The 25,736-nt window shown below is 55.4% G+C and carries 17 protein-coding genes; 1 reads left to right on the top strand and 16 read right to left on the bottom strand.

Annotated elements, in window-relative coordinates; all coding sequences use genetic code 11:
• Positions 1-37: 37 nt before the first annotated feature.
• On the bottom strand, positions 38-1,360 hold the full coding sequence (gene fes / locus CKW09_RS09155; RefSeq protein ID WP_095096886.1) for an enterochelin esterase: 1,323 nt from the start codon (positions 1,358-1,360) through the stop codon (positions 38-40).
• A 308-nt stretch (positions 1,361-1,668) separates the two neighbouring features.
• On the opposite strand from fes, the gene CKW09_RS09150 reads away from it, so the two are divergent.
• Entirely contained in the window at positions 1,669-3,807 is a 2,139-nt protein-coding gene (locus tag CKW09_RS09150; protein WP_061798206.1) for a TonB-dependent siderophore receptor, read from the top strand.
• A 104-nt stretch (positions 3,808-3,911) separates the two neighbouring features.
• Here CKW09_RS09150 and CKW09_RS09145 read toward each other — a convergent pair whose 3' ends face one another.
• The 15 genes from CKW09_RS09145 to hcp all read right to left on the bottom strand — a co-directional run bounded on the left by CKW09_RS09145 (position 3,912) and on the right by hcp (position 25,728).
• On the bottom strand, positions 3,912-5,336 hold the full coding sequence (locus CKW09_RS09145) for a VasL domain-containing protein (protein ID WP_095096883.1): 1,425 nt from the start codon (positions 5,334-5,336) through the stop codon (positions 3,912-3,914).
• A gap of 173 nt (positions 5,337-5,509) precedes the next feature.
• Positions 5,510-5,947, bottom strand: coding sequence for a DUF1283 domain-containing protein (locus tag CKW09_RS24860; RefSeq protein ID WP_095096880.1), 438 nt, complete (start codon positions 5,945-5,947; stop codon positions 5,510-5,512).
• 52 nt (positions 5,948-5,999) lie between these two features.
• The gene (tssE, locus tag CKW09_RS09135) at positions 6,000-6,449 is read right to left on the bottom strand and encodes a type VI secretion system baseplate subunit TssE (RefSeq protein ID WP_061798202.1); all 450 of its coding nucleotides are present in this window, start codon (positions 6,447-6,449) and stop codon (positions 6,000-6,002) included.
• A complete protein-coding gene (gene tssJ / locus CKW09_RS09130) occupies positions 6,449-6,994 on the bottom strand; it encodes a type VI secretion system lipoprotein TssJ (RefSeq protein WP_095096877.1) in 546 nt (181 codons plus the stop codon). The genes tssE and tssJ overlap by 1 nt, the downstream gene beginning before the upstream one ends.
• Positions 6,972-8,057 (bottom strand): type VI secretion system baseplate subunit TssG, encoded by a 1,086-nt coding sequence (gene tssG / locus CKW09_RS09125; protein ID WP_095096874.1) that lies wholly within the window; start codon positions 8,055-8,057, stop codon positions 6,972-6,974. Before tssG ends, tssJ begins: the two co-directional genes overlap by 23 nt.
• Positions 8,021-9,775, bottom strand: a complete 1,755-nt coding sequence (tssF, locus tag CKW09_RS09120) for a type VI secretion system baseplate subunit TssF (protein WP_095096871.1) — start codon at positions 9,773-9,775, stop codon at positions 8,021-8,023. The genes tssG and tssF overlap by 37 nt, the downstream gene beginning before the upstream one ends.
• Before the next feature lie 27 nt (positions 9,776-9,802).
• Positions 9,803-11,395, bottom strand: a complete 1,593-nt coding sequence (gene tssA / locus CKW09_RS09115; RefSeq protein WP_095096868.1) for a type VI secretion system protein TssA — start codon at positions 11,393-11,395, stop codon at positions 9,803-9,805.
• Positions 11,395-14,796 (bottom strand): ImcF-related family protein, encoded by a 3,402-nt coding sequence (locus CKW09_RS09110; RefSeq protein WP_095096865.1) that lies wholly within the window; start codon positions 14,794-14,796, stop codon positions 11,395-11,397. The genes tssA and CKW09_RS09110 overlap by 1 nt, the downstream gene beginning before the upstream one ends.
• Before the next feature lie 5 nt (positions 14,797-14,801).
• Entirely contained in the window at positions 14,802-16,235 is a 1,434-nt protein-coding gene (locus CKW09_RS09105; RefSeq protein ID WP_095096862.1) for a hypothetical protein, read from the bottom strand.
• Positions 16,235-16,498, bottom strand: a complete 264-nt coding sequence (locus CKW09_RS09100; RefSeq protein WP_095096859.1) for a PAAR domain-containing protein — start codon at positions 16,496-16,498, stop codon at positions 16,235-16,237. The genes CKW09_RS09105 and CKW09_RS09100 overlap by 1 nt, the downstream gene beginning before the upstream one ends.
• 1 nt (position 16,499) lies before the next feature.
• Positions 16,500-18,476 carry a T6SS effector phospholipase Tle3 domain-containing protein gene (locus CKW09_RS09095; protein ID WP_095096856.1) on the bottom strand — a complete coding sequence of 659 codons (1,977 nt, stop codon included), beginning with the start codon at positions 18,474-18,476 and terminating at the stop codon, positions 16,500-16,502.
• Positions 18,466-19,512 carry a T6SS immunity protein Tli3 family protein gene (locus CKW09_RS09090; protein WP_095100093.1) on the bottom strand — a complete coding sequence of 349 codons (1,047 nt, stop codon included), beginning with the start codon at positions 19,510-19,512 and terminating at the stop codon, positions 18,466-18,468. The genes CKW09_RS09095 and CKW09_RS09090 overlap by 11 nt, the downstream gene beginning before the upstream one ends.
• A 406-nt stretch (positions 19,513-19,918) precedes the next feature.
• On the bottom strand, positions 19,919-22,414 hold the full coding sequence (locus tag CKW09_RS09085) for a type VI secretion system Vgr family protein (protein ID WP_095096853.1): 2,496 nt from the start codon (positions 22,412-22,414) through the stop codon (positions 19,919-19,921).
• A complete protein-coding gene (tssH, locus tag CKW09_RS09080) occupies positions 22,411-25,065 on the bottom strand; it encodes a type VI secretion system ATPase TssH (protein ID WP_095096850.1) in 2,655 nt (884 codons plus the stop codon). The genes CKW09_RS09085 and tssH overlap by 4 nt, the downstream gene beginning before the upstream one ends.
• 171 nt (positions 25,066-25,236) lie before the next feature.
• Positions 25,237-25,728, bottom strand: coding sequence for a type VI secretion system effector Hcp (hcp, locus tag CKW09_RS09075; protein ID WP_061797982.1), 492 nt, complete (start codon positions 25,726-25,728; stop codon positions 25,237-25,239).
• Between the last annotated feature and the right edge of the window lie 8 nt (positions 25,729-25,736).

The following is a 25,736-nucleotide window of genomic DNA, read 5'->3' as shown; positions in this document are numbered from 1 at the left end:
GCGCCTTTCCGGCTGCCTTATGGGGTAATGCTTTCCTTTAGGAATTTAAGAGGATCTTCAGGCCGTCGATCAGGCCGCCGCGCCAGCAAACGGCGTCATGCCCGCCGGCCACGGCGCGGTAATGCACCCGATGGCCGGCAGCCGACAACGCCCGGTTCATTTGCCGATTCACGTGCGCGATCTCTTCTTCCCGATCGCCGGCCTCTTGAAACACGGTCAGCGGCGCCGCTGCCCCAACGCCCTGCGCCACCTGCTCCGTCAACCAGCCGACGCTGGCGGGTTGGCCGGCGCGGGCTTCAATGACGAATTCCAGATGCGGCCACCAAAAGGAGCCAGACTGCGTCAATACCCGGCCGAACCGCTGCGGCCAATGCAGACCGGCGTACAACGCCGCCAGGCCGCCGTAGCTCTGGCCCGCCACGACGGTGCGCTGCGGATCCGCGCTATAGCGCGTGCGCGCGCTGACCAGAGGCAACAATTCCGCCTGCACCGCCTGCCAGAAAAGCGGGTTGCACGGCAACTCTTCCGCGCGCTGCGTCATGTCGATGGCGTCAATCAGCAAATAGACCGCCGGCGGCAACGCGCCGGCCTGCGTTTGTGCGTCCAGCGCGCTAAATGCCGGAATGCCCTCAGCCCAGAACTGGCCGTCCAGCAACAGCACCAACGGCCGTTCATCGGCCTGGGCCTCGCCGCCGGTGGTGTAAAGCCAGATGCGCCGTTGGTTCGCCAGGCGATCGCTGTGCCAGTGAAAATGCTGCAGCCGGCGCGGATCGGCGCTGGCGCTTCCGGCGTCGAGCGCCAGCCAGGCGGATTGGTCCGGCGCGGCGGGCAGATGAATGGCGGAAAGCGGGAAACCGCGGCTGCTTCGATGGGGGGCGATCCGATTGAGCGGATCGTGGCGCATCAGCGGAAATAATGAGCACCACCAGCGGCGTTGCCGGCGATTTTGCTCTTCCGGCGTGCCGGAAAATACCGGCGGAAGCTGCTCGCGTTCGATGGGGATAAAACTGTAGCTGCCGCGCCAGTCGTGCTGAATAACCACCTGCCAGTACCACACGTCGGTACCGGGGCAGCGCGCCAGGCTTTGCGGGGAAAAGCTGTGGTGGTCGGTGACGCAATTGACGTCGGCATACACCCTTTCAATCCGTGAATGCCGCTCATCACCCTGCTCATCGCGCCAGATGAACGTCACGCAGACCTGATTAGCGGGTAACGCATCGATCAGCGGCGCGCCAGTCGTCGCCAGCCGTTGCCACCAGGCTTCACTGCCGATATCGGCGGCTTGCAGCCACTGCCGGGCGGTCGACGCTGCCTCTCCATTAGCGCTATCGATAACATATCCATTTGACTTTAAAGACATAAATTAAATCTTTTTTTGCTGCCATTCTCCATGATTGAATGCAAATACTATTGATAATCATTATTGTTTGCAATAACATGTAACACATTCTCAAAAAAAAACCTTATTTTGCCGACGCTTCCCACACGAAAACCGGCAGAAGAAATCGGTGCGCCTGTCGGTTCGCCGCCGTTACCGACGGCGGGCCGAGGCTCCGGGAGCAGGCAAGGCTCGCGGCATGCCCGCCACGGCGGGGCGCATTTACCCCATCAATAACAACCTATTGATAACAAGTTCTTATTTAGAGAATGATTTTTAAGGGATGATATATGTCTGATACATCAAAGAAAGGAACCGGTTTGCTGTTCGCCTCTACGCTGTTCATGGTGCCGAACCTGTACGCGACGGCGGCGGATAACGCCACGGAAAAAGACATTACCGTGGTCGCCGGCAGGCAGGAAAGCGTCGCCGCGCCGCTGAAGGGCATTGTGGCGAAGCAGAGCGCCGCCGGCACCAAAACGGAAACGCCGCTGGTGAAAACCCCTCAGGCGATTTCGGTGGTGACGCGCGATCAAATGGATGCCCAGGGCGCCACCTCCATTCAGGAAGCGTTGCGCTACACCAGCGGCGTGGTCGCCGAGTATCGCGGCTCCTCCAACCGTTTTGACGAAGTGCTGATCCGCGGTTTCCGTTACGCGCCCAAGTATCTGGATGGCCTCAGCTTCGGCGACAGCAGCAAAATGAACGCCTGGCTGTTGGAACGGGCGGAAGTGATACATGGCCCGGCCTCCGTGGTCTACGGCCAGGCCAAACCCGGCGGGCTGGTGATGATGACCAGCAAGCGCCCGACGGCGGAAAATATCCGCAAGGTGCAATTCAGCGCCGGCAATCAACGCTACGGCGAAGCGGCGTTCGACTTCGGCGGTGCGGTAAACGATGACGCCAACCTGCTGTTCCGCCTGAACGGCGTGGCCAGCACCAAAAACAGCTTCGTCAAAGACTACAAGGAGCAGGCATTCGCCATCGCGCCGGCGCTGACCTTTATCCCCAATGAAGACACCACCTTTACCCTGCTGACCAGCTATCAAAAAGAACCCAAGGCCGGATACCGCAATTTCCTGCCGGCTATCGGCACGCGCGTCGCCTCTTCCGCCGGCTATATTCCGCAGGATTTTAACGTCAGCGATCCCAACTTTAACCAGTCCTGGCGCGAGCAGGCGGCTATCGGCTACAGCCTGAGTCACTACATCAACGAGGTGTTTTCCTTCCAGCAAAACCTGCGCTTCGCCAGCACGGAAGAGCGTTACAAATATCTGGTGTTTATGAAGTCTACGACGCCGGATACGCTGCTGAGCCGGCGCCCGCAGCGCGAACAGGTGAAATCGAAAGATCTGGGCATCGATAACCAGCTGAAGGCGGAATTCGCCACCGGGGAGATCGACCACAGCATGGTCGCCGGCCTGGATTACCGCTGGCGCGACGTGGACAGCAAACTGTGGCGCGGCAGCACCAGCGGCTACGACATTGACTGGACGCACCCGGTCTACGGGCTGAACATCGACGCCGGCGCCCTGCCGCTCGCCACCAGCACCCGCAAAAAGCTCGATCAGCTGGGGCTGTACCTGCAAGATCAGCTGAGCTACGGCGGCTGGAATATGACGCTGTCCGGCCGTTATGACTGGAGCGAAACCCGCACCCAGGACCGCGTCGAATCCACCCTGTCGCAGCAAAACGACACGGCCTTCACCGGCCGCGCCGGGTTGCTGTACGCCTTCGATTCGGGCATTTCGCCTTATGTCAGCTACAGCACCTCGTTCGAACCCAATCTGGACACCGGCGCGCCGGGTTCCGACCCCTTCAAACCGACCAAGGGGGAGCAAACCGAAGTTGGGGTAAAATATCAGCCGAAAGGCACGGAGATGATGATGTCGCTGGCGCTGTTCGACCTGACGCAAAAAAACGTCACCAGCTTCAACAGCACCACCAAATATAACGAGCAAATCGGCAAGATCCGCTCAAAGGGCCTGGAGGCTGAAGTGCACGCGCAGGTCACGCCGGCTTTCAACCTGATCGCCAGCTACACCTATACCGATATCATCAATAAGGAAACCAACAGCGCCGACGAGTTGGACAAGACGCCGCCGGCCATTCCGACCCATGCGGCTTCGCTGTGGGGCAGCTACAGCTTCCGGGACAGTCTGTTGCAAGGCTTCACCACCGGCGTGGGCGTGCGCTATACCGGCACCTCTTACGCCAACAGCACCAATACCGCCAAAGTGCCCGCGTTCACCCTGTATGACTGGATGGCGCGCTATGAGCTTGGCGAAGTTTCCCCTGCGTTGAAAGGCGCCGCCGTGCAGGTGAACGTGAATAACCTCAGCAACAAGAAATACATCGCCTCTTGCTCCAACGATTGCTTCTACGGCAACGGCCGCACGGCCTTCGCCACGGTGAGCTACAGCTGGTAACGCCCTCTTTACCGCAGCCGCCTAAACCGGCTGCGGTAAAAAATGCCCAAACAAAAAACCCCGCGCTCATCAGAGCGCGGGGTCAGGGTCAGTATTATTCTTTTTTATTTGTTGATATTACTTTCCATATCAGTGATACGATCCATTTCGGGCTGGACCAGTCGCGCATATCGGGCAATCAATTGCTTCAGATGCATCTCCAGTTGAGCCTTGGCAGCGGCAGGTAAAGGTTCTCCAGCAGGGTTTTCTGACAATGCTCGCAGTTGCTCTTCAGCCGGTATGGATTGATTAAATGACTGCATGGTGGAAAATACCACTGATTTCAGTTCACTGACCGTCATGTATTTACCCTTCTGCTCGTCCAGCCCGCTCAGCCGGTCACTCAGTTGCTGTAGCTTCGTCATTCCCTGATGCCAGCCATTCAGGTTTTCTGTCGGTATGCTGGCGGCGTTCAACTGCCGCAGCCACTGCTGTGCCAGTGGTTTAGCCTGTTCAGGCCACAGCATCCGAGCCTGTTCTATCAGTTGATTACCGTAGTCAAGAGCCCAATCCGGCGGTAACTGACTCAGGCGAGCAAGCTGCCGCTGTGTCTCTGTGATAAGCGTTTCCGGTAAGGGAGATTGCTGACGCAGCGTATCCCGCTGTTCGGGTGAGAGTACTGCAGGTAAAGGCGCCAGGGAGGCAGCGAACCGAGTCTGCAACGGGTCAGGTCGGTGCGAGACATGCCAGCCCCACCCCGTTGCTGCACTTATCACCAGCATGGTACACATTCCGGCGGTGAAGGATTTCCAGTTTTTTGCCGGAACCGGTACCGCCGCCAACACGGCCACATTCGGCTGATGTGCCGGCTGTGCTGCATCCACCGATTGCACCGCGTTAGCCGATTCGTTGTTCTCTGCGACCGGAATACCAGCCAGAGCATTAACGGATGTTCCTGGATTATTGATTACCGTTACGGGCAGCGCGACACCGGGGCAAGTGACCGCGCCTGGAGCGGACGCGCAATCACTGTTTTCCAGCCGAACCGCACTGTTATGCATCAGGGTGCGCAGCGTATCGAACTGGCTAAGATGCTTGAGCTCCAGGCGCTGCAGCACCGCCCCCAGGCTGGCAAGTTGCTGTTCCGCTCGATAAAGCTGGCTGAGGTCACTGTAATTCAGGGGGAGCGTGCGCATCAGCTGCTGTATCCGCTGGCTCAGACCGCTGAGGATTTCCATCCGGGCATGTACCGGCTGCGGCCAGAGTACGCCCCACCGATGGCTCATCAACGCGTCCAGTATCGCCAGCCCTTCATTCAGGCCGAGCAACCCGGCCAGTTGCGTACGGGCCAATGTGTACCAGGCCGCCGTCTGCAACTCCACGCCGTTTTGTTCAAACAAGGAGAGACAGAGCTTTTCGGCATAACGCCAGTTCACATCCGGACGCGCCGGATGCGTCAGTTTGCTCAGCTCATCGCGCAGGGCGGCATAATCCGATAGCGTACGCGGGTCGCTGCCGGTTTTAATTTTACGGGAGGGAATGTCATTCATAACCAGATATCCATTTGGCCGCATACAGCATTGGAGAGTTATTATTTAGGCCGCTTCACTCTCTGCATACTCCTTGCTCTGCAGATACTGTAATGCAGCCGGATCGGCAATTTTGTAAACATCTAAAATAAGAAAGGTAAAATAATTGCCTTTCAATACCTTGCTGCTATCGCTCAGGGGATAACCAGTTCTCTTCCCGTGCTTCTGTCCAGGCAGCGCCTGGTAACCGCTTCCCAATAGGCATTGAAATTTTTGCTGTTGATACATTGCACCTGAACATCAGGTGGTGGAGCGACGGGATCTGGCCTGGAGTCGCCAAGGCCTTTATCTCTCCTGACCGAGCCCGTTTTAGCTTTACTCATCCCAATCTCTTTTTTCGTCGAATACGGCTTTGTTTTTTTGGCCAGGGCTGCCGTCGTTTTATTATCCGATTGCTTATCCTGACCATAATAATCAACGCGCCGGCTTTTGCTGCCGTGGCAATGATATTCACCGGTTTTACGGTTGGTATGGCAGCCATCCGCGTTGGTTCGTCCGGGGTGTGCCATGACAGGCGTGGCGATTATGATGCAGAGCAGCAGCGACAATTTAATGCCGGTTTGCAGTTTCATTTGGAATATCCCTATAAGTTAAACGGTGCTGACCTCGCCTGTTTTCTTAAGTTTACGCTGAATTATCAAGATACTGCTGTTGCTTCAGATGCCTCAACAGCACTCTCCCTTCCGGCATAAACTCGGTGCCGTAGCGCACCAACCCCACGCCTTTCAGCTCGGCGTCAATGGCATAGCGCAGCTCGCCGGGGACGTTCTGTTCCAGCAGGACAACGGTTATTTTTTTCAGGCGCGGCTCATATTTGAGCAGAACCGCCGACAGGGTGCCCATCAGTTCATGGGCCGTACCCGGCATTCCCTGAAGGATTTTGGTCATATCCGGCAGGCCGTAATCGGGTAAATGGGCCAGCGTGCCGGCGCGACAGTTGAGGATGCGCTGCATGTTGTCCAGTACCGACAGGATAACCTGATTTTCTTCACTGACCTGGCGGAGGCTCAGGCCACCGGAGAAATTACCACTCAGCGTTTCATACAGCGATGGCGTGTTGTGTCCCTGTGGCATCAGTCATCCTTCAGCGGTTGTAACCTCAGGTGGTTATTCCCGGCTTCCAGAATACGGGGCTTATCCGGATCGAGATCTTCACGTTTGAGAACCCGCTTCCAGCTGTTGTCGAGCATATCCGGATGGCGAAACAGCCCTGCCACCGCGACAAACCGTGCGTTTTCTTCCATTGGCATATCAAGATTCGCATCCCCGCCCGGTTTTACCACCACGTCGCGGGTCGCCAGCAGGTCGGCTTTCAGGATCGTTTCGCCGTCCTTGAGCAACTGCTGGTACAGCGTTTTGTCGAAGGTTTTGCGGTCTTTCAACTGGTAAACGCGAACCACAACCGGCTCAGACAGCGAATGGCTCTCTCGGGCATCGGTATTCAGCGCCTCGCGCGCGGTGAAATCCAGACGCAGGACTTTAATCTTCTTGTAAAAAACGGCGGTGAAGGCCGATTTTGTGCCGTCCGTGACGCTCTGCGCCACCCCGCAGCCGGTCAGGCTGAACGCCAGCAGTGCAGGTAGCCAGCACACGGGTTTAATCAAACTTGTACGTGACACGTCGGTTTCCTTGTTGTGGTGTGGCGGGCTGCAGGCCGTGGTAATCGCCCAGTTCCGTCGTAAAGGTCTGCGGGATATCGCCCGGCAGAGGTTCCTCTTCTGCCCCCAGTACGCCATTCATCCCCAACCAGAACGCCCCTTCGCCCAACGGTGGAGCGGCCAGCAACCGGGTTTGGGTCGTCAGCGTAATTTTGGCTTTAAAGCGCCAGCCCAGATAAACCCTCAGCATGACGAGAAAATCCTGATACAGCAGGCCATCCGGTTTCCAGCCCAGTGACTCCTGTTGATTGTCCGTCGCCAGAGCGATGAGGAGTTGGCTGCCGGCATCCATCGCTTCATCTCCCAGCGGCGCGTTGCCATCCAGCAGAAAATCTTCATCGTCGTAAAAGCCCAAAGGCCGGCTGACCGCCACGGGACGCAGGCAGTACGGGCTGACTTTCACCCGGGTATCCGGGGCCAACAGGCTGACCAGCGCCTGTATTCCCTCCTCGGTTTTACCCGGCTGACGCAGCACCCCCAGCAATGCCAGAAAGCGCGACACCGGCGTGGCGATATGCTCTGCCGCACCGGGGATACCCAGCCCCACCAACCCCAGCAGCGACTGCGAAATATTGTCGCTCCCGCCGGGCTCAAACGTGGCCGGGTAAGAGTATTTACGCCAGATGCGGTAAAACTGCGTCAGGATGCGATGGCTGAAGATATCGAGAAAGCCCTGCAGCGCCTCGTGTCCTTCCCGTCGCTGGGTAATGTCATCAAGGTACGCAGTGGGTAGCGGCGAGTCGACGCCGTATAACCCCATAAAGGTCGTGCGGATAACCGGTGGCCTGCCGCCGTCATCCTCGTCATATTCGATATCCTTCAGTTCGCTGGCCGGAAACCCCATCCCCGGATAGGGCGCAAACCGCACCGGGTCGTCGGCGGGATGACTGGTCGAGCCCATCAGCGGCCCGCCCGGATTACGCTTCTCCAGCAGTTGGCAGAAGCGATAAAAGTTAATCCGGTTAAGGTCAGCTTCCAGGCGCGGGGTCAGCCGGGAATACGGCGGTTGTGCTTCTCTTCCCATTCCAGGCGTTCTCCGGTCGGTTGCAGAATGATAATCAGGCGGTTAAACAGATAAATATCGGTGTAGAGCGCAAAGAAACGGCTCAACATCTCGCCGAACAGGCAGATGTCGCCACGTCCGGCAAAGCCGTGACCGTCGAGCGTCACTTCAATCTGCACGCCACGGACCAGATAGCCCTGCTCGAAGCGCTCCGTTTCACTGTGTTTCACCTCGAGGATGGCTTCCAGGCGACGGCGGTTCATCTCGCTGTCGGTCCATTCATATAGCGCCAGGGTACCGCGCAGCACGTCGGCGTTATCCATCATCGACAGGAACCCGCTGCCAAGGTGGCTCAGCACGCGCCAATGAAAACGATCCTGTGCCGGCGGGTAACAGGGCAGCGTCGGTGCGCACAGGTTACGTACGGCGATACTGGCCGAGGTGGTTTTCATCACCGTATCGAGCACGGTACTCTGCAACGCGCGCCGGGGAAGCAGGCCATTGGTGCCGGTGAGCGTCAGCGACAGGCTTTCCTCTGCCGGGACGGTGTGATTGTCAAAGGCTTCACCGCCGAGGATAAGCCAGGTATTGTGCAGCCCGGACGGGCCGCGACGCACGCGGGTGTGGTAGTAATATTCCGGCGCTTCATGACGCATCATTCCCCCCTTATGGCGGAAGCTCGAAAACGGCACGTAGGTATGCTGGCTCGATGACATCACCGAATCCACAGCGTATATCTCGGTATGGCCATCCTGCACGCGCATCGGGCGCAGCATGTATTCGGTTTGCAGAGAATTGAGCGCCAGCGGGTCAGACTCCAGCGGGAACAGGTTAATCACCGGCACGCAGTTCAGGCGCAGATGCTTTTCGGTAAAGCTGAAGTCATGTTCCCAGCGTTCTGCCAGCACCACGTCGATTTCGAACCAGGGAAGCTCAGCCGGAAAGGCCACGGTCTCCAGCCCACGCAAACCGGTGAACATGAATTTCTCGCGGAAGGTGAAATACTCCAGCAGCAGCTGATAGCCGCTAAAGCTGCTGCTTCCCTTCGGCCACAGCCCGTCATCATCACCAAACCCCAGCGCGGTGAAATACCCGTCCAGCGGCCTTCTGTCCACGTCACCCGGCATCCGCAGCCACAGACGCGCGGTATTCACGGTAAAGGCTTCATGCATGGCGCAGGCCAGCGGCGCGTCAGCGTTGAAGTAGAACGGGAGCTGGCCGAGATCGACACGGCTCCAGTCGGCAAGATGGCTGCAGTTGAAGCGCAGCGTGACAACCGAACGACCATCCGCATCGGTAGCCAGTCTGGCCCGCTCCAGTGACAGTGGCTGAAGGCTGATCTCTTGGGTGGTGGTGTAACGGCAGCGCGTCCCTTTTTCGCCGATCGGACGCGACAACACCTCGAAGCCTTTGGCGATACGCATCTGCTCTTTCATCTCACGCCAGTCCGGCGTGAATTCGACCACGGACATGGACGGAATGGTGCGCAGGTAATGCGGCCACAGCAGGCTGACCAGCCCTTCGGTCAGCTCCGGCAAATCGTCGTCGAGCTTTTCGCGAAGCCGCCCCATCAGGAAGGCAAAGCCTTCGAACAGGCGCTCCACGTACGGGTCGCGTGCGCCCGCTTTATCGAGATTCAGCATCGCCGCCTGCTCAGGATGAGCACGGGCAAACTCTTCGCCGGCTTCCAGCAGGTAGCGCATTTCGGCGTCGTAATAACGCAGGGTTAAGTCGTCCATAGGGTTATCGTCTTTTGGTTCGGTAAGTTAACCGCACAGCACTGCGGCGCGTGCCGGATCGAGAGAGATAAGCCCGGAAAGCAGTGATTCCATCTCAGGCTGCAGACGGGTTTTATCCGCCTCACTGCGCCCGGCCTTGCCACGCAGCAGTTTGAGTCTGCGGGCTTTGACCTCAAACATCAGCTTTGGCACCCATTGTTCAAGCGTCAGTTCTCGGGCACTGCCGTCGAGTTCACCCAGCAGGTGCAGCGCCATTTCGTTTTTACCGTACTGCTCGCTCACCCGGGCCATCAGTAAGCGCATCAGCCATCGATCGCGGGAAGAGGTGTAACCCGGCTGAACCTGCAACCAGCTGAGCGCGGCTTCAAAGCCTTCACTGTCTGCTTTCGCCAGGACCTCCGGCTCCAGCATCAGTACGTCATCACTGTTGCTCGCCGTTGCCGTCACCGGCTCATCCTTCCAGCCCGGCATATCGTCAAGCACGTTCTCTTTAATCCAGTTCAGGGTCACTTCATCGGCGAAAGGCGTGCCGTCATTGAAGGCCAGCGCTTCCAATCCCGGAAGGCGGGCCAGCAGTCCTTCCAGGTCACGGCAGAGGATGTCGGCACGCACGCTGTCGTTATCCAGCTTCACCAGCGCCAGCCAGGCATACCACTGCACATCCAGCCACAGATGGTTAACCCCCTGCGCCAACAAAGTGTCCGTATGCTCTAGCAGCTCAGACCAGCTTTTTTGCAGGTACAGACGTTTGAGATGCGCCCTGCTATCTGGCTTGGGCGCAACCAGCCGGGTGCGCCCGGAGGCGTCCAGCGGCGGCAACTCCGTCAGCGTGTCCCAGCGCACGCTTTTCAGCAGATGATGCCCGGCCAGCCAACCGCCGGGCCGATCACGCAGGTATTTCGCCAACATTTTGGCCTGATCGAGCAGATCGCGCCCAGACGTGACGGCGTCCATTACCGGCGTTGACGATACTGACACCGGAGCGGCGTTTTCTTCACGACTGGTTTGCGGCACCAGACTGTTGGCACCACCGCTCTGCACCAGCCGGTTATCCAGCGCCTGATACAGCCCTGCCAAATCCGGACGAGCGTCCTCAGCAAACGTTTGGAGTGTCTGCTCTGCCAGTAACAGCGCCGCCGTGATGCGTTGCATGGTGGACATATCCACTTCCGGGTACAAAGACAGGCTGTCTGTCACACGGTTACTGCCAAGCCACTCCAGGGCAGATTTACGGCTGCGCTCACGCTGAGGATGCAATCGGGTTCCGAACCGCACCAGCATTGCCGCCAGCAGCTCGATCCCCTGAGCCAGCCCGGACTCGCCATCCTGATGCAGACGCGCCCAAACGTAGAAGGTGATGACACGCAGATCCTTGCAGGTGCCGGTCAACAGCTTTTCCGCCAGTTGGCAAATCAGCCCGGTATCAATCCCCGAAAGCTTGTTGACCTCTTCGCGAATACGCTGGAAATCATCGTCATAGCCCGGGTCTTCCCCGGTCGGTTCATGGCCATTTATGGGTGCCAGCCAGTGCGCCCAATCAGCACTGCGGGCCCGGGCCTGAGCCAGTAAGGCATTTTCATCTGCCCCACAGACCCGAAGCAGATTTTGTAATGTGGCCATTATTCCATCCCATCCATGGCTAGGTTATCAGAGCGGGTCAGCGCCTGAGCCGTCGCCGCGGCATCCACGCTGAATATGTTTTCCGGCAGACTGAAACCGCGCAAATCCAGCAACGCCAGCGGCCCTTTGCCCAGTTGGGAGCGCAGCACCCACTGCAGCGTACGACCGTCCTGGGCGGTAAAGCTCATCATCCACTGGCTGCGGTCAAGCTGTTTCCGCTTGCCCTGCTCCAGCCAGCGGATAAAGCCCCAGGTTCCGCTGTAATCTCCGAACAGACGTGTACCGGCGTTGGTTGAGGTCCAGGTCAGCATGGCGCCGGGTTTGAAGGTATCCCCCGGCCAGCGGAAAGACTGCCAGTCGGCCATCTGGTTGAAGTAATGCAACTGTTGCCCGTCGATGGTCAGTTGCGTTTCCACTACCTGCGGTACCGGACGGGCCTGCAGCTCGAAGCTGATGCCCTGACTGCCGTCGGTAAACAGAATGTCGGATAGCTGGCTCAACTGATTTAACGCTTTCAGAAACGCCGGGTTAAACGTCAACCCCTGGCTGTTGGTACGGTTTGGCGCCCACCGGCTGCCTTCTTTATGCAACACGCCGCTGAGTTCGGCGGTCAGGAAGCGGTCGATGCGCCCGGTGTCCTGGCGGATAAACTCCGCCAGCATCGGCAGGGAAGCGTCGCTTTTGCTCGCCGCAAACGGGAAACGGCCCTCAAAGGCGGTATGCCAGTTCGCCACCACCGAGCGGCTCCAGCGGTCGTTGAGGCTGGCTGCCGACGGCTGAAGCACGGTTTCCCAGGCCTGGGTCAGCGGCTGCACAAACAGGGTGTTGCCAAAGCCGCTCCATTCCTCACCCAGACTGGCCGCCACCAGGCTGCCGTACTGCCGGGTATCGGTCAGATCCACGCTTTTGCCCTGAAACACCGTCTGCGCCAGGGTCTGCATCATCTCCTGCGGATCGTTAGCACTCGCCACCTGTTGCAGACGCAGGCGCACGCGGGTGATGCGGGTCAGGTAAGTCTGCAGGCTCAGCGTGCTGTCGGCCGACATTAGGTTGCTGGCCTGGTTTTTCCCCATCAGGGTCAGCAGCGGCCCGAAGGTGTCATCCAGCGGCCCCTGCGGTCCCGCCGCTTTTTGGTCGATAACCGGCCGATCGTTGTTGCCGATAAGATCTTTTGCCGACTTGATAATGGAATCCGACAACCCTTCGCGCAGCTCGCCGGTTTGTCCCTGCCAGGCCAACGTGTTCATCAGCGCAATCATCGGCGACTGGCGAACATCGCTCATCAGCGTCAGTTGGTCCGTCACATCAGCGATATTGCGCGCCGGATTCAGCCGCAGGCTGTTGAGGAAGCTCAGCCAACTGCCGGCAAAGTCGGTGAAGTAACGTTGCGTCAGACGCGCTTTCAGCGCTTCCGGCGACAGCTCTGAGGAGACGATTTTTCGGCTGTCGCTCAGTACCCAGTCAATCTCATCCCGGCGCGAGTTCGCCGCTTTCTCGATGGCCTGCTGAATCCCCCCTTCCCATGCCTGACGGGTGAACATACCCGGCACCACCTCATCGGTGGTGAACAGGCGGCGGGCATCGGTGCCGCCGGTCATGTCTTCCAGCGACACATCGGCAAAGTTACGCCGTACCGATTTGAGCATGTTTTCGTAGAGGGTTCCTTCCGCATTACGGCGGCCAATCTGCTGCAACAGCACCTGACGGCTCTGGCTGACCAGCGCCGCATCCGGGGTGATCTTCCACTGGGGCCGTTCCGACAACCCGGATATAGAGAACGCCCACAAGTCTGGCGAAAGGCTCTGCCACAATCCGGTAGAAATCCCCTGCCGGGTCGGTTGCACCTTTTGCATGGTTTGGGCGTAAAACGCCTCATCCACTTTGTCTGGGCGGGCCATCATTAACCAGGCTTTCAGCTGGTCATAGCCCGGCTTCGCCAGCTGTGCGCGCTGGTCGCTGTTGGGTGCCGAGTTTGTCAGAGCAGTCAGTTTCTGCATCAGGGCAGCATTGGCCGGGTCGCGGATCAGGCGATCATTCGCCACGCCATACCACGGGAGCATCGCGCTCAGCAGGTGCGGGTTATGATCGAGGCCAAAACGTTGATACCACGGTGAACCGCCCTGAACATGATGTTGCAAGCGGCCGGCATCGTTACGCAGGTCGTGCAGGGCCGTCAGTTGAGCGTCAGAAACGGAGGGATGCTCGACCAAGTGACGGGCTTTTGCCGCCACAGAAGAAATTTGCCCGTAGTTCAGCGCAAAAGAGAGCAACATCCCCATCCCCCAGACACCGGTAATGCCCATCAGTGTCCAGGCGAAAGTCCGCTCCCACGCCATACCGACACGGCGGCCACGCACCCGGGTACAGTCATCGACGATGCCCCGCCAGGTTACCGGCAGGGTCAGGGCATGCGAGTGAGAACGGCAAGCTTCTATTTCAATGGTCTCGATTGGCGGTTTTTCTTCGCCATTCGGGCTGAACATCAGCCCTCGCAGCGGGACTTGCTGCTGGGAACTGTAGAGCCAGGGAACCAAACGCGTTTCCCAGCGTTCGCTTTCCCCTTGTTCAAACTGTTGCGCCAGACGCAGCAGAAAATCGTATTGGCGCTGTTCAGCAATCTGCGACATGCCCTGTTCACGCAGCTGCGGCAATAGCCTGTTAAGTTGTTCGACCACATTTTCCGGCACTGCCTGCGGCGGGAACGTCACCCCAATCGACTGAGATTTACGCCCTTCCTGCGGCCAGGCGCTGCCACAAAGCTGCCACAGATAAACCGGGGCAGAATAGCGTAGCGCCTCGCCGATTTTCTCCAGCCCCCGCAGATCGCTATCGCTCATCTGTGGGGTAAGATTCTGGCCTGCAGCCAGCACCCGCACGACGCCGTCCAGCGGGCGTCCCCGACGCAGTTTGCGCAATGCGGCATATTTTTCTGTATCTACTTCAGCCGTCAGACGGCCGCCATAGATCAAAACTGTACGCTCACCTTCAAGCCACTGATTTTCTTTTAAGCCAGGCACAAGGGATGCCAGCACCGCGTCCTCACCGGTGATGAGCAACAGACGGACTTTGCGTCGCCAGAAGAGGTTATAACGACGGTACAGATAATCTTTTAATGGTGAATAGTCACCTGAAGTAGGTTGCCCCGAGGGGTCGTTCTTCTTTTTAGTAATATCAGCGTTTTCAGGTGTAACAGGTGTTTCATTTTTCTGAAATGGGATGATAAAAAAAACAACAGTGCATAACAGGCAGGCCAGAAAAATAAACCCCAGCAAAGAAAGCCAAGATGAGTTATCACCGACCTCTGGAGACCATTGCTTTATCTGAGAAAACAAAAGAAGGATAAGGAGTAAAATAATAAAAACCAATAACCCCATCCCCACTAAACGCAGGATTCCTTTCATGCCGGTTATTCCTTTCCGAACTGCCTGGCAGCCTTAATAAACTTTGGGCGTTGCAAATAAGCGATAAAATTACGCAATATAAAAACCATGCCGGGTAATACCACGACTAACGACAGTAATAAGGACACCGTACCTCCCCAGGAAAATAACCAAGATGGATAACCTTGTGCGATTGCGCCAAATATTCCCATGATAAGTAATAGAGCTAACATAATACTGCCTGCCGGGTAAGGGGCTGGCGGTCGTATAGCAGATTCGGTATGAGCGGCAGGCAGACGATTACCCAGCACGACTGCCCAAGCCTCTTTATCATTCTCACAGAGTAACCAATGACTTTCGGGGCCATAGCTGACCATTTCTACCGCCGCAGTCATCATCAACCCTCCGGCAAGATTACCGTAGTCACCGAAGACTTTATCAAAATCAATGAGCCCCCCAGTACCAATATCGTCATGCAAGGGCAACGCCAATTCAGTTAACACGCGTCCCAGCCCTTGTCGAGGGGCCGTCGTCAGCCCATAGTGCCAGACGACATATTTATTACCAGCTGGCTGCTGCGCCATATCGCGTAATTCTTTTAATTCTTGCATCAGTACACCACTGTTTAGCGGCATGGCGCGGAACAATCGAACCGTCGTTTGTCGCTCAGTCGCGGTCAGCGACGTTGCCGGAGCCAGCAATAACGCACTGGCAAACTCGGGTAATGCTTCCCCCGGTTGTCGATAATGCAAAGCTAGAATCAAAACAGGATGATGCGTCGTGGATAGGTGATGATTCCAGTCGCCGAACGGCAACGCATCTGACAAGGTGTGTATCGCGGGTATCCCGGGTAATTTGTTATCTGACCAGAGCCGGGTAACGGATTGTAATTCTCTTTCTTTTTCTGATGAAGAGGTCTGGATGATGATCGTCAACGTCCCCGCAATGCCGCACTGGAGCAGTGCATCTTTCATCTGGTCAATCAGTAACTGGCAAAGTTGTTCAAACCGTGAAATGCCGGGAGTGAAAGGTTCATCGGGTAATAAAATAAGAGGTGGTTTCTCATCACTACTGTCGGACGCTGCACCGGCAAGTCGGGTGAATAATTGAGGATCCGCCGTCAACGTCACATGCCGGACAACACAAAGATGCTGATGTGCTTCCCTCCTCCATGCCAGATGCATGTTCTGCCGCCACCCATTCCAATTCCAGACACCAAAAGATTGGGTTTCCCACCATAGCAGGTATAGCGTTATACCGATGGTAATGCCGGTGAGCGTATTCACGGTCAGCGTTAGCCAATACCCGCTGGCTAGCGACGGTGAGCCACCGGGCGGTGAGTGCAACACAATCAACATCAACGCAATAAATACGCCGATAAATATAATCAACAAACATACCCAAGGAGACCAGGGACGAGCTTCATTTTTAGCGGGAACATTCGGTAATGACCATCCCATTAACCGATCTCCATATCCGGCAGACTGGCAATAACCACTGCACCACATTCGGTTTTACAGCCATGTAGGACGATACCTCGCCCACCTTCCTCGTAGGCGTCAATATCACATTCAACGATTTTGTTATTGCTATGCTCCGGGCAAGTCACTGTATCGTTCAACAGCGCGGCATATTTCCCTTCAATCTCAAAACTGGATGAGGCGGATGAAACTTTACCGCCGTGCGAGGTGGCATCGCCCAGTACTACTGCGTATTTTCCCATATCAATATCCGTATTCTTTGGTTTTATTGCGGATCATCTCGCCCAGCATTGTTTCCCTGCTTATCAGGGCTGGCTCTTCCACTTTATTGGGGGTTCCGGTTGTCAGATACGGATCCAACCCCTGAGTCCAATCTGCCAGACGACGTAGTTCATCCATGAAGTTTTTATCCCAGGTGGCATCGCAATACCCCACCGGCAGATCATAAGCCACAACCCGCGACATAAATGCAGCATTCCCTGGTAAAGTACTGTGATCTGTAGGCTGTGAAACATAGGACCTCAAACGCAGATCTTTTTCCTCAAAGGTTTCCTTGCGGGTGATCGGAATACGATCATAATCGCCACGCGGACCTTGTTTAAATCCAATCACCACATCCTGATTTGGGTAGAGATTTATATAATTGTCATAGGTATTGTCGTTTTTATACCCATCCACATTAAATTCCCCCCATCCATCCTTTTGCTCTGCATCATGTTCAGAACCAACTCTTGTTTTGTCAAAGTCAATTAATTCTGTGGCTTTTATTGGTTCAAGCACCTGTTCAGCGTTAATAAAAACGCTCTGCCAGGCAGGTGGTTCAGGATAGGTTGTACTACTACTCTGATACTTATCACCTTTATCGTCCCAGAAAGGTTTTTCATCTGGCAGATTGGCAAACGGTGTCCTGGGGTTTGGTGCATCACCGCATGATATACTGCGAGCCAGCATGCGCTGAAATAAATGCCCCTGATGTTGATTTAGTAATTTATGCGGATTTCCCTGCTTATCATTTGGCAGTCCCTGCCAGCCTACTGAACGCAGCGGTAGCGATCCCATAACCCGGTCATGTGGACAAAAATAAATCCAGGTACGACCATGATTATCGCGCTCGGGAATAACCGTGCTTTGGCCTTCACTTGCTGCGGTATGTTGTATATCCGGCCGCCAGTTCTTTTTATCCTGACTCTGCCCGACGCATAGCCCCTCATATCCAAGGTCGGCGAGATGTGTCGCCCGCTGAGCAACTTTGTTAACAATCGCAGATAAAGTGCTTTCACGACCTGCAACCGAAATATTCTCCTCTGCGGGCAATAAATAAACACCATGTAATTGGGGATTATCCATTGCAAAAGGCGAGTTGAGGATAAATAGCGTATCAGGCGCTTGTTTAGCTAGAGCCGTTGCTGCCATAGCCACCATGGTTCCCTGGCTATGTGAGATAATACTCACGGTGTCACGGGGATATTTTTCTCGGATCAAGTCCAGCAGATCCGCCAGGCGTTTAGCCGCATGCGCGTAGTACTTTCTCGGTGGGGCATGGGTTAATAATCTGTCTTCATCTTCATTGACCCACTGTGTTTTAACCCCCGAAATACCCATAATATTTTCATCAAAGCCTTTTTCACTCCATAGAGCATGAAGATTATTGGTGCCGTTCTGAAAAGGCCCACCGCCCCAAAAAAATGGCCCCTGCTTCATAATATCTTCATGTGACAATCCTTGACGTTTTAACTGGTGATAATCCACGCCGTCTTGATTAGCCAATGGGATAACATATTTATCTTCTTCGCCCTTGAGTGAGGAATACCCCCAGTAGAAACGAATGACCGGAGATTTTTCTGATTGTTGATCTTTTTTAGGTTTTGGCAATACCCTGCGTATTAATTGATTTTTTTGTTCTATACGAAGCTGACCATTTTTATCAACGCTGACTACCCCATCATTACTGTAAATATTTTCTTTTAGTTCAAATGATGTTCCCATTAGCCCTAAACGTTTATTTAACCCAGAGCACAAACTAACTTCCGCATTTTGATACCATTCTCCTGTGGAATTAACGCCATGAACAAAAATAACGATCCCCGGCAAATGAGGTGGTAAATCACAGGCTCCTCTGACCTGAACATTTTTATGTGATGGAAAAGAACACCAGGAAGGGTTTCCATTATCATCAAACTGACAGTCCAATTCACGTACAGGCTCTGTTCTATTGGTCATTTTTCACCACCTCCGCTCTGCCATTTTTACTAATATAGGTTATCGTTTTTGCTTTAATTGCTTTATCACAACTATATTTATTAGCTATACTTTGCATTGGTAGGCTAGGGAATGTTATTTTATCTTTATATACCCTCTTTGTTATCACTGATGCAATGTCACTGTACTCATCTGCCATTGCATTTATTTCCTCATTAGTCTTAGGAGGGGTTATTTTCCTAGCGTAGTCGAAGAAATCAAAATCAGGACCATATTTGTCTGCATACGGAATATTTTTCCTTATTAACTCTTCTTTTATAAGGAGTTCAATCTTCTCATCCCAATCACCATACACATTAATCAACATGTCATTATCAAATCGGTACTTAGTAACTCTAAAAATATAGTCATATCTTCTTATGTTATTATAATCCGGCTCTGGCTCAGACTCATCACGTAGATAAACACCATCATTTGCCACCATCACCTTTAGTTTACTGAACCGCACCGGGGTGTTGTATTCTTTAGCAATAATTCTGTAAATAAACGTCTTCCCATAATCAGCCGAAAAGAAAATGAACACTGGGCAACCTGTAGAAGAGTTTCCACTGCCACAATATTGCGCAGTCACAGCCCCCGGGAATGCCAGATAGCCATTATCAGCGCCGTTAATTATTACCCCCTGATAGGCAGAAACATTATTACCCCGTCTATAAGAGAAGTCATTGAAGTCGATATCCCATCCCAGTAAAGTTTTCACTCCACGCTGAATGTCATTGTAGTAAACCTGCCCCCCTTTATCGCAGGCGATATAATTTTCCAGCGTAAGAAAACGATGTTCATCAATATGATAAATTACCTGCGTCGGTGCATCGGTTTCTACCTTGCGGGACTCCGTCAACCGCTGAGAGCCACTCATGCCCCCCAGTCCGACACCAAGGCTCCCCCCCACAGTGAGCCCGGCCATGGTCTGTAATAATTTGAATAACCCATACAGCACGATCCCAATGACGCCCAGAATAATATAGATTTTTCGGTTTGATTGATTCCCTTTCATCTTATCCCTCATCACCAGACTGATTACCATATCATCAATAACATCTGAAGAATTTAGTGATGATTAGATGAAAATGTTTTCCAATTCGGATGACCATTATCATCACACTCAACTCCAAGATCTCTTGTTGGTTCATTTTTCTTGCCACTTCTCACATCCAAGATTAAACAATCCATTATAAAAAACAAATCATCTTACTACCGGAACCCCCACAACCTGCATCGCAGTTAGAACTACAAATGAAACAAAAACACTTACACCAAAAATAAGAATGAACGTACTAAATTTATTAACCTTCCCTGACAGCATCCAAATAAACATGGAACCAACCACACCTATTACTAACGAGTACAATATAAAGACAACATAGGTTAATCCCAGCATAATGTTCTTCTTATCATTGTATTTATGATCCTTTTACAAGAGTGATAAACATGTCATCAACAACATCCGATGCATTGAGTGAGGTTGCGCCTGATGCATCAGTGATACCAGCCGTTACTGAACCATCTGGCATAGTGATCTTATAGGCCTTGCCGGGTAATGGTTCTTTTGTCAATGCATTTCTGATAACAAACTTCTCATCAAAACTCTCCGGCTCAAATGACTTCATCACCCCCTGCATACTGGCCGAACCGGCCTTCTTGATGCCCGTATTCTTGATGAGTAATTTGCCCGGCCCGCCAATTTCAACATTTCCGCCTTTGATTTTGATGTAGCCGCCTCCGCATATCAGTATCAGCTCGTCCTGTGCCGTAACGACTAGTCTCTTGCCACTCGAAATATGCGTGTCCTGTGTGGACCAAGTGGTGATATTTCCGCCCTGAGCCTGAATATCAATATCGTTATGCGAGCTAAACAATTTTGCACCTTCACGGCTGTACAGGCTGAGTTGCTTACCCGCAGCCAGCGTGAAATCTTTCTGCGCTCCGACATCCAGTTGTTTGCCTGCCGTCAGCGTCAGATTATCACTGGCTGATAACTGCATATCTTCACCACTTACCAACGCCATGCCCTTTGGCGCACTGCCCAAGATCACCTCTTCATGCAATTGTTCGATTTTTTGCTTCAGGAGTTTTTGCTGACGGCCAACATCGGCAGCCAGTGCCTGAGCCTGCTGTGCGCTGACAGCAAGAGATTCCATTTCCACTAATGCTGCTGAAAGCCGTGCGAGCGCAGGCTCCATATCAAGGACCTGGCCCTGCGCCTTTGCCTGGCCGTCTGCACTGATGAATATCCCTTTCTGCGCCCGGATGGCACCCCAGCTGTCGGTTCTGAGTTCAAACCCCTCGCCCCGTTTTTGCTTTTCACCGTCGACGAGATGGCCGAGGTTCAGCTGGCTCTTGCCGCCGTACTCGGTGCTGACCTTGATGTGCTCTTTCCCTCGTTCATCGTCGAGGCGGATTTTGTTGTTAGCCGGGGTGCGCAGCACGTTGCGCTTGTAGTTGCGGATGGTGACGTGGTCGCCGTGCGCGGAGTCGTGCAGCGCCCCGGAGATGTACGGCCTGTCCGGATTGCCGTCTTCAAAGCCAATCGCCACTTCGGTACCCGCCAGCAGCGGCAGGTGCAGACCATAGGTCTCGCCGGCATAGGGGCGAGACTGACGCACCCACAGGCTCTCGAATCCGGTTTCCCAGTTATCGCGGTCAAACAGCATGTTGACGCGATAGCGGCCGTCTTTATCGATATGGCCGTAGGTGTCGTTTTCCGTGGTGCTGGTCACCCGTGCCGGTAATGTGCCGGCCATCACCGGGCGTTCACCGGGTTTCGGGCGGAAGCCAAAATCGGTGCTGTCCGGGATACCGCTGAAATGCACCTCAAAATCTTTATCACGGCGGGCCGCGCTTTTCATCCCGGTGATGAGCGCGCCCTGGCTGAACGCCTCCGCCACTTCATAGCCGCCGGTGACTTTCAGCACCTGTCCGGGCGCCAGTGTCGGGCAACTGGTGATGGCGCTGAGTCGGGTCTGGCCGTTCAGGTAGCGCTCATGACGCACGCGGGCATAAAACGCGCCGGACTCCGGAGCCGGGTTACGGTCATAAGTGCTGCCCGGCGTCAGGTAGTTGTCGGCATAGTGGTAAGCCTCGCCGTAGGTGGTGCTGTCGCCGCGGGTCGCATCGATCTGGGTGTTCATGTCGTCGGTGGCCTGGCGGTAGTTGTAATCGCGGGTGCTGACCTGCTTTTGCACCACGTTGTGATGGCTCTCCATGCCCCAGACCGAGTCCATGCCTTGCGAGTGCTGGCCCGACGGCGGAACCGACGGCAGCGTCAGGCCTTTTTCATAACCCTGCCGACCGTCGTAAAACTCCACCACGTCGATATTCAGGCGCGTATCGGTGGTAAAACGGAACCAGATGCCGACTTCACCCAACAGGCGAGCAATAAAGTGCAGGTCATCCTCGCCGTACTGCATCACCTGCTCACGGCGCGGGTATTCTTTTGAGAGCGAAAACAGAAAGTCCTGGCCGCGCATGCTGTGGCGCTCGCGCAGGATTTTTTCCACAATCTGCGGCACCGACATGTCCTGATAAACCGCGTTCTGGTGCGAACGGTCAAGCAGCGCCAGGCGTGGCTGGAGCGTCAGGGCGTAATGGGTTTCATCCTTAGAGGTGTTGAGGCGTTCAAAACCGCTCACTATCCCTTGAAGAGTGCGCACGGCCCGCTGCATTTTAATGCCGTAACCCTGGTCCAGCGGGGCCTGCAACGTCAGGGAGGCCGCTTTCATCAGCATCATTTCCTTGCTGATGGCATGGTCGCTACTGGTGAACTCAATACGGTAGCTGAACGGCTTGCTCAGGGCCTCTTCGCCTTCAAACGCCAGCACATCGAGCTCTGCTTCACACCCTTTTATCGCCAGCAGGTGGTGGTTATGGCTGAATTTAATCGGGAGACTGGTGCTCATACGCTCTCTCCTTGCATATGGCCAAACTCCAGCCCGATGCCCTCTTCCTCACGCCAGCCAAGCCGTAACGACTGTGGTTTCTGTTTCGCGGCCATGTGGGTCAGCAGCTGCTGACTCAGCACCGGCAGAATTTGTTGATTCAGCAGACTGTCGACGTTGCGCGCGCCGGTATCCGGCAGCAGGCAGGCGGACGTGAGCGCGTCATACAGACTCTCATCAATATGCGTGGTCAAGCCGTAGTGACGGTGCAGGCGTTTGCTCACCTGCCCGAGTTTCATTTCAACAACGATGCGCATCGCGGGCTCGCTCAGCGGGCGGTAAATCACCGCCTGGAAGCGGGCCAGCAGCGCGGGCTGGAAGTGGTCGCGCAATATTGGGCGCAGCAGCGCGTGCAGGTCGCCTTCGGTGGCTTCCGGTTGTTGATCCAGCAGTTGCATGATGGGGTCGCTGCCGAGGTTGGAGGTCATCAGGATCACGGTGTTACGGAAGTCGATTTCGCGCCCTTCGCCGTCGCGCATAAAGCCCCGGTCAAACACCTGATAGAACAAATTCATTACGTCGCGGTGCGCTTTCTCCACCTCGTCGAGCAGCACCACGCTGTACGGCCGCTTACGCACCGCCTCGGTCAGGATACCGCCCTGGCCGTACCCGACGTAGCCCGGTGGCGAGCCTTTCAGCTGAGAAACCGTGTGCGGCTCCTGGTACTCCGACAGGTTGATGGTGATAAGCGACTTTTCGCCGCCGTACAGCACATCGGCCAGCGCCAGCGCGGTTTCGGTTTTACCGGTGCCGCTCGGGCCGACCAGCAGGAACACGCCCTGCGGGCCGTTTTCGGACGTGAGCCCGGTTTTGGCGGCGCGCAGGCGCTGGGCGATGGCGTTGAGCGCTGCATCCTGGCCCACAACGCGTTTGCCGATTTCCTCTTCCAGGTTCAGCAGTTCGGCCTGCTCGTCTTTCATCAATGATGAAAACGGCACTCCGGTCCAGTCGGCAATCACGTTAGCCAGGGTGCGAGTGTCCACATCCACCTGAATCAGGGCCTCGCCCTTTTGTTCATTTTCCAGCCGTTGCTGCAGCGCCACGATTTCTGCCTGCTGGCTGATGTCTTTCCGGCTGGCCATCAGCTGCTGTGCCAGCGATTTTTCGTCGATAAAACGGGATTCAAGCTGCGCCAGAGCATCGGTTTTTGCCTGCCGCTGTTGTTCAATCATGCTCAGACGGTCGCGCTGTGCAGTGCCCCCGACCGCGATATCGTCCAGCAGGGCCTGCTCTTCCAGCGCCAGCGCAGTCAGTTGCGCCTTCAGGCGCACTATCGCTTCCGGCACGGTATCAAGACTCATGCGCACACGGGCGCTTGCGGTATCGAGCAGGTCAACCGCTTTGTCCGGCAACTGACGGCCGGTCAGATAGCGGCGAGAAAGCGTGACTGCGGCACGCACCGCGTCGTCGGTGATGTGCACGTTATGGTGTTCGGCATAGCGGGATTTCAGGCCGCGCAGCATCAGACATGCCGTGTCATCATCAGGTTCGTCCACCTTGACCATCTGGAAGCGGCGCTCCAGGGCGGCATCGCGCTCGAAGTACTGCTTGTATTCGGACCAGGTCGTCGCGGCAATGGTGCGCAGTTCACCCCGCGCCAGCGCCGGTTTCAGCAGGTTGGCCGCATCCGCGCCGCCCGCCTGATTGCCGGCGCCGATAAGGGTATGCGCCTCGTCGATAAACAGCAGAATGGGCTTCGGTGATTGCTGCACCGCCTCAATCACGTTTTTCAGACGCTGTTCAAATTCGCCCTTTACGCCCGCCCCCGCCTGCAGCAGACCGAGGTCGAGGGCACGCAGAACAACAGGTTTGAGCGACTCAGGCACATTGCCTTCGGCGATGCGCAGCGCCAGGCCTTCGACCAGTGCGGTTTTCCCCACGCCCGGTTCACCGACCAGGATCGGGTTGTTTTTACGACGGCGGGAGAGAATATCCACCATCAGGCGGATTTCGGTGTCACGGCCGAACACCGGGTCAATCTTGCCCTCCTTCGCCTTCGCGGTGACATCAAGGGTGAATTTATCCAGCGCATTCTGCAGGACCGGATTCAGTTCACCTTCTTTCGGTTCTGCGCCGACCGGGCGGCCGACAAACTCCACTTCACTGCCGTGACGTTGCGCCAGGACCTCGGCCTGCTGGGCATCCGGGCGTTCGTCGGACTGCGCATCCAGCAACGGACGCAGGCGCTCCAGCTGGCTCTGGCCCAGTGTCAGCAGCGGCCACAGACCATCACAGCGTGCCAGTTTCGGTTTATCCAGCAGTGCCATCAGCAGATGGGCACTGCGAATGTGTTCTTCACCTGCCAGTGACGCCCGCATCCAGGCGTCCTGCATCAGGGTCTGGATGTTGTCAGATAACTGGGGCCGGTGGCGCGCAGAGCGCGGTTGTTTATCCAGCCAGCCGAGTAAATCCTGCCACAGGGTATCCATATCCCATTCATAGCGACGCGCCAGCACCGTGAGGTCACCTTCGCCCTGCTCCAGCAATTTCAGCAGCCAGTGCTCCGGCAGAATTTCCGCATGCGCACGGGTCTGGCAGAGTGAAGCCGCCCCTTCCATCGCACGGGCGCAGTAGGGGTTGAGACGACGCAGGAGAATTGCCGTTTTTTCCATGTTCTTGAACTCGCTGTTTGGGGACCTTCAGGCACGCTACCGCCCATCGCTGTTTCCTTGTCATAAGGAGCCTAAAGCGCATCAGGTCAGGCGGGCAGATTGTGTTTTCCTTTGCGGACAGGTATTCCCCGTCCGCTTAAGAACGAGGATTACGCGAAATATGACGCGTAATCAGGCGGTGGCGCGCTCATTCCATGAATCGGAATGAATGATGTTGCCGTCTTTGTAGGTCCAGGTGATTTTTTCGTAACGCAGTTCAAGCTGTTCGAGGTGATTGTGTTTCTCGTAAGCCGGGTCTTTCACGTCATGCATGACCGGGTTCACCTTCACCACCTTCACGTTTTCCAGCCTGGTGTTGAAGTACTCAACTTCCTGACCGGCGTCGTTGATTTTGTACCACTTGAATTCGGCGGATTTCAGGGTCTGACCGGTGGTCACTGCCTTGTACAGATAGGGGCTGGAGGAGTCGATTTCCTTGGTAAACAGGAACGGGGTATGGATACGGGTGCCGGTCAGCTTGCCGGTGTTGTTATCGGTCGGGATATACAGGTTGTGTTGCTGCGCCACCACTTCAATGCTGCCTTCGCGGTCTTTAACATCTACAGACCCTTTAATGTCCGCGCCGCCGTCGTCTTTCAGCCAAAGATAAACTGGAATTGCCATGTTAATTA

The sequence above is a fragment of the Serratia ficaria genome (assembly GCF_900187015.1).
GTDB classification, from domain to species: Bacteria; Pseudomonadota; Gammaproteobacteria; order Enterobacterales; family Enterobacteriaceae; genus Serratia; species Serratia ficaria.
The sequence above is the reverse complement of the archived record's forward strand: the minus strand, read 5'-3'. Positions and strand labels throughout refer to the sequence as shown.

What these genes read in the sequence shown, in the direction of transcription:
- CKW09_RS09145 (WP_095096883.1), bottom strand. Translation starts at nt 5,336, where the DNA reads ATGAATGACATTCCCTCCCGTAAAATTAAAACCGGCAGCGACCCGCGT.
- tssF (WP_095096871.1), bottom strand. Translation starts at nt 9,775, where the DNA reads ATGGACGACTTAACCCTGCGTTATTACGACGCCGAAATGCGCTACCTG.
- hcp (WP_061797982.1), bottom strand. Translation starts at nt 25,728, where the DNA reads ATGGCAATTCCAGTTTATCTTTGGCTGAAAGACGACGGCGGCGCGGAC.
- tssA (WP_095096868.1), bottom strand. Translation starts at nt 11,395, where the DNA reads ATGGCCACATTACAAAATCTGCTTCGGGTCTGTGGGGCAGATGAAAAT.
- tssE (WP_061798202.1), bottom strand. Translation starts at nt 6,449, where the DNA reads ATGCCACAGGGACACAACACGCCATCGCTGTATGAAACGCTGAGTGGT.
- CKW09_RS09090 (WP_095100093.1), bottom strand. Translation starts at nt 19,512, where the DNA reads ATGAAAGGGAATCAATCAAACCGAAAAATCTATATTATTCTGGGCGTC.
- CKW09_RS24860 (WP_095096880.1), bottom strand. Translation starts at nt 5,947, where the DNA reads ATGAAACTGCAAACCGGCATTAAATTGTCGCTGCTGCTCTGCATCATA.
- tssG (WP_095096874.1), bottom strand. Translation starts at nt 8,057, where the DNA reads ATGGGAAGAGAAGCACAACCGCCGTATTCCCGGCTGACCCCGCGCCTG.
- tssH (WP_095096850.1), bottom strand. Translation starts at nt 25,065, where the DNA reads ATGGAAAAAACGGCAATTCTCCTGCGTCGTCTCAACCCCTACTGCGCC.
- CKW09_RS09105 (WP_095096862.1), bottom strand. Translation starts at nt 16,235, where the DNA reads ATGGGATGGTCATTACCGAATGTTCCCGCTAAAAATGAAGCTCGTCCC.
- CKW09_RS09100 (WP_095096859.1), bottom strand. Translation starts at nt 16,498, where the DNA reads ATGGGAAAATACGCAGTAGTACTGGGCGATGCCACCTCGCACGGCGGT.
- fes (WP_095096886.1), bottom strand. Translation starts at nt 1,360, where the DNA reads ATGTCTTTAAAGTCAAATGGATATGTTATCGATAGCGCTAATGGAGAG.
- CKW09_RS09110 (WP_095096865.1), bottom strand. Translation starts at nt 14,796, where the DNA reads ATGAAAGGAATCCTGCGTTTAGTGGGGATGGGGTTATTGGTTTTTATT.
- CKW09_RS09085 (WP_095096853.1), bottom strand. Translation starts at nt 22,414, where the DNA reads ATGAGCACCAGTCTCCCGATTAAATTCAGCCATAACCACCACCTGCTG.
- CKW09_RS09095 (WP_095096856.1), bottom strand. Translation starts at nt 18,476, where the DNA reads ATGACCAATAGAACAGAGCCTGTACGTGAATTGGACTGTCAGTTTGAT.
- CKW09_RS09150 (WP_061798206.1), top strand. Translation starts at nt 1,669, where the DNA reads ATGTCTGATACATCAAAGAAAGGAACCGGTTTGCTGTTCGCCTCTACG.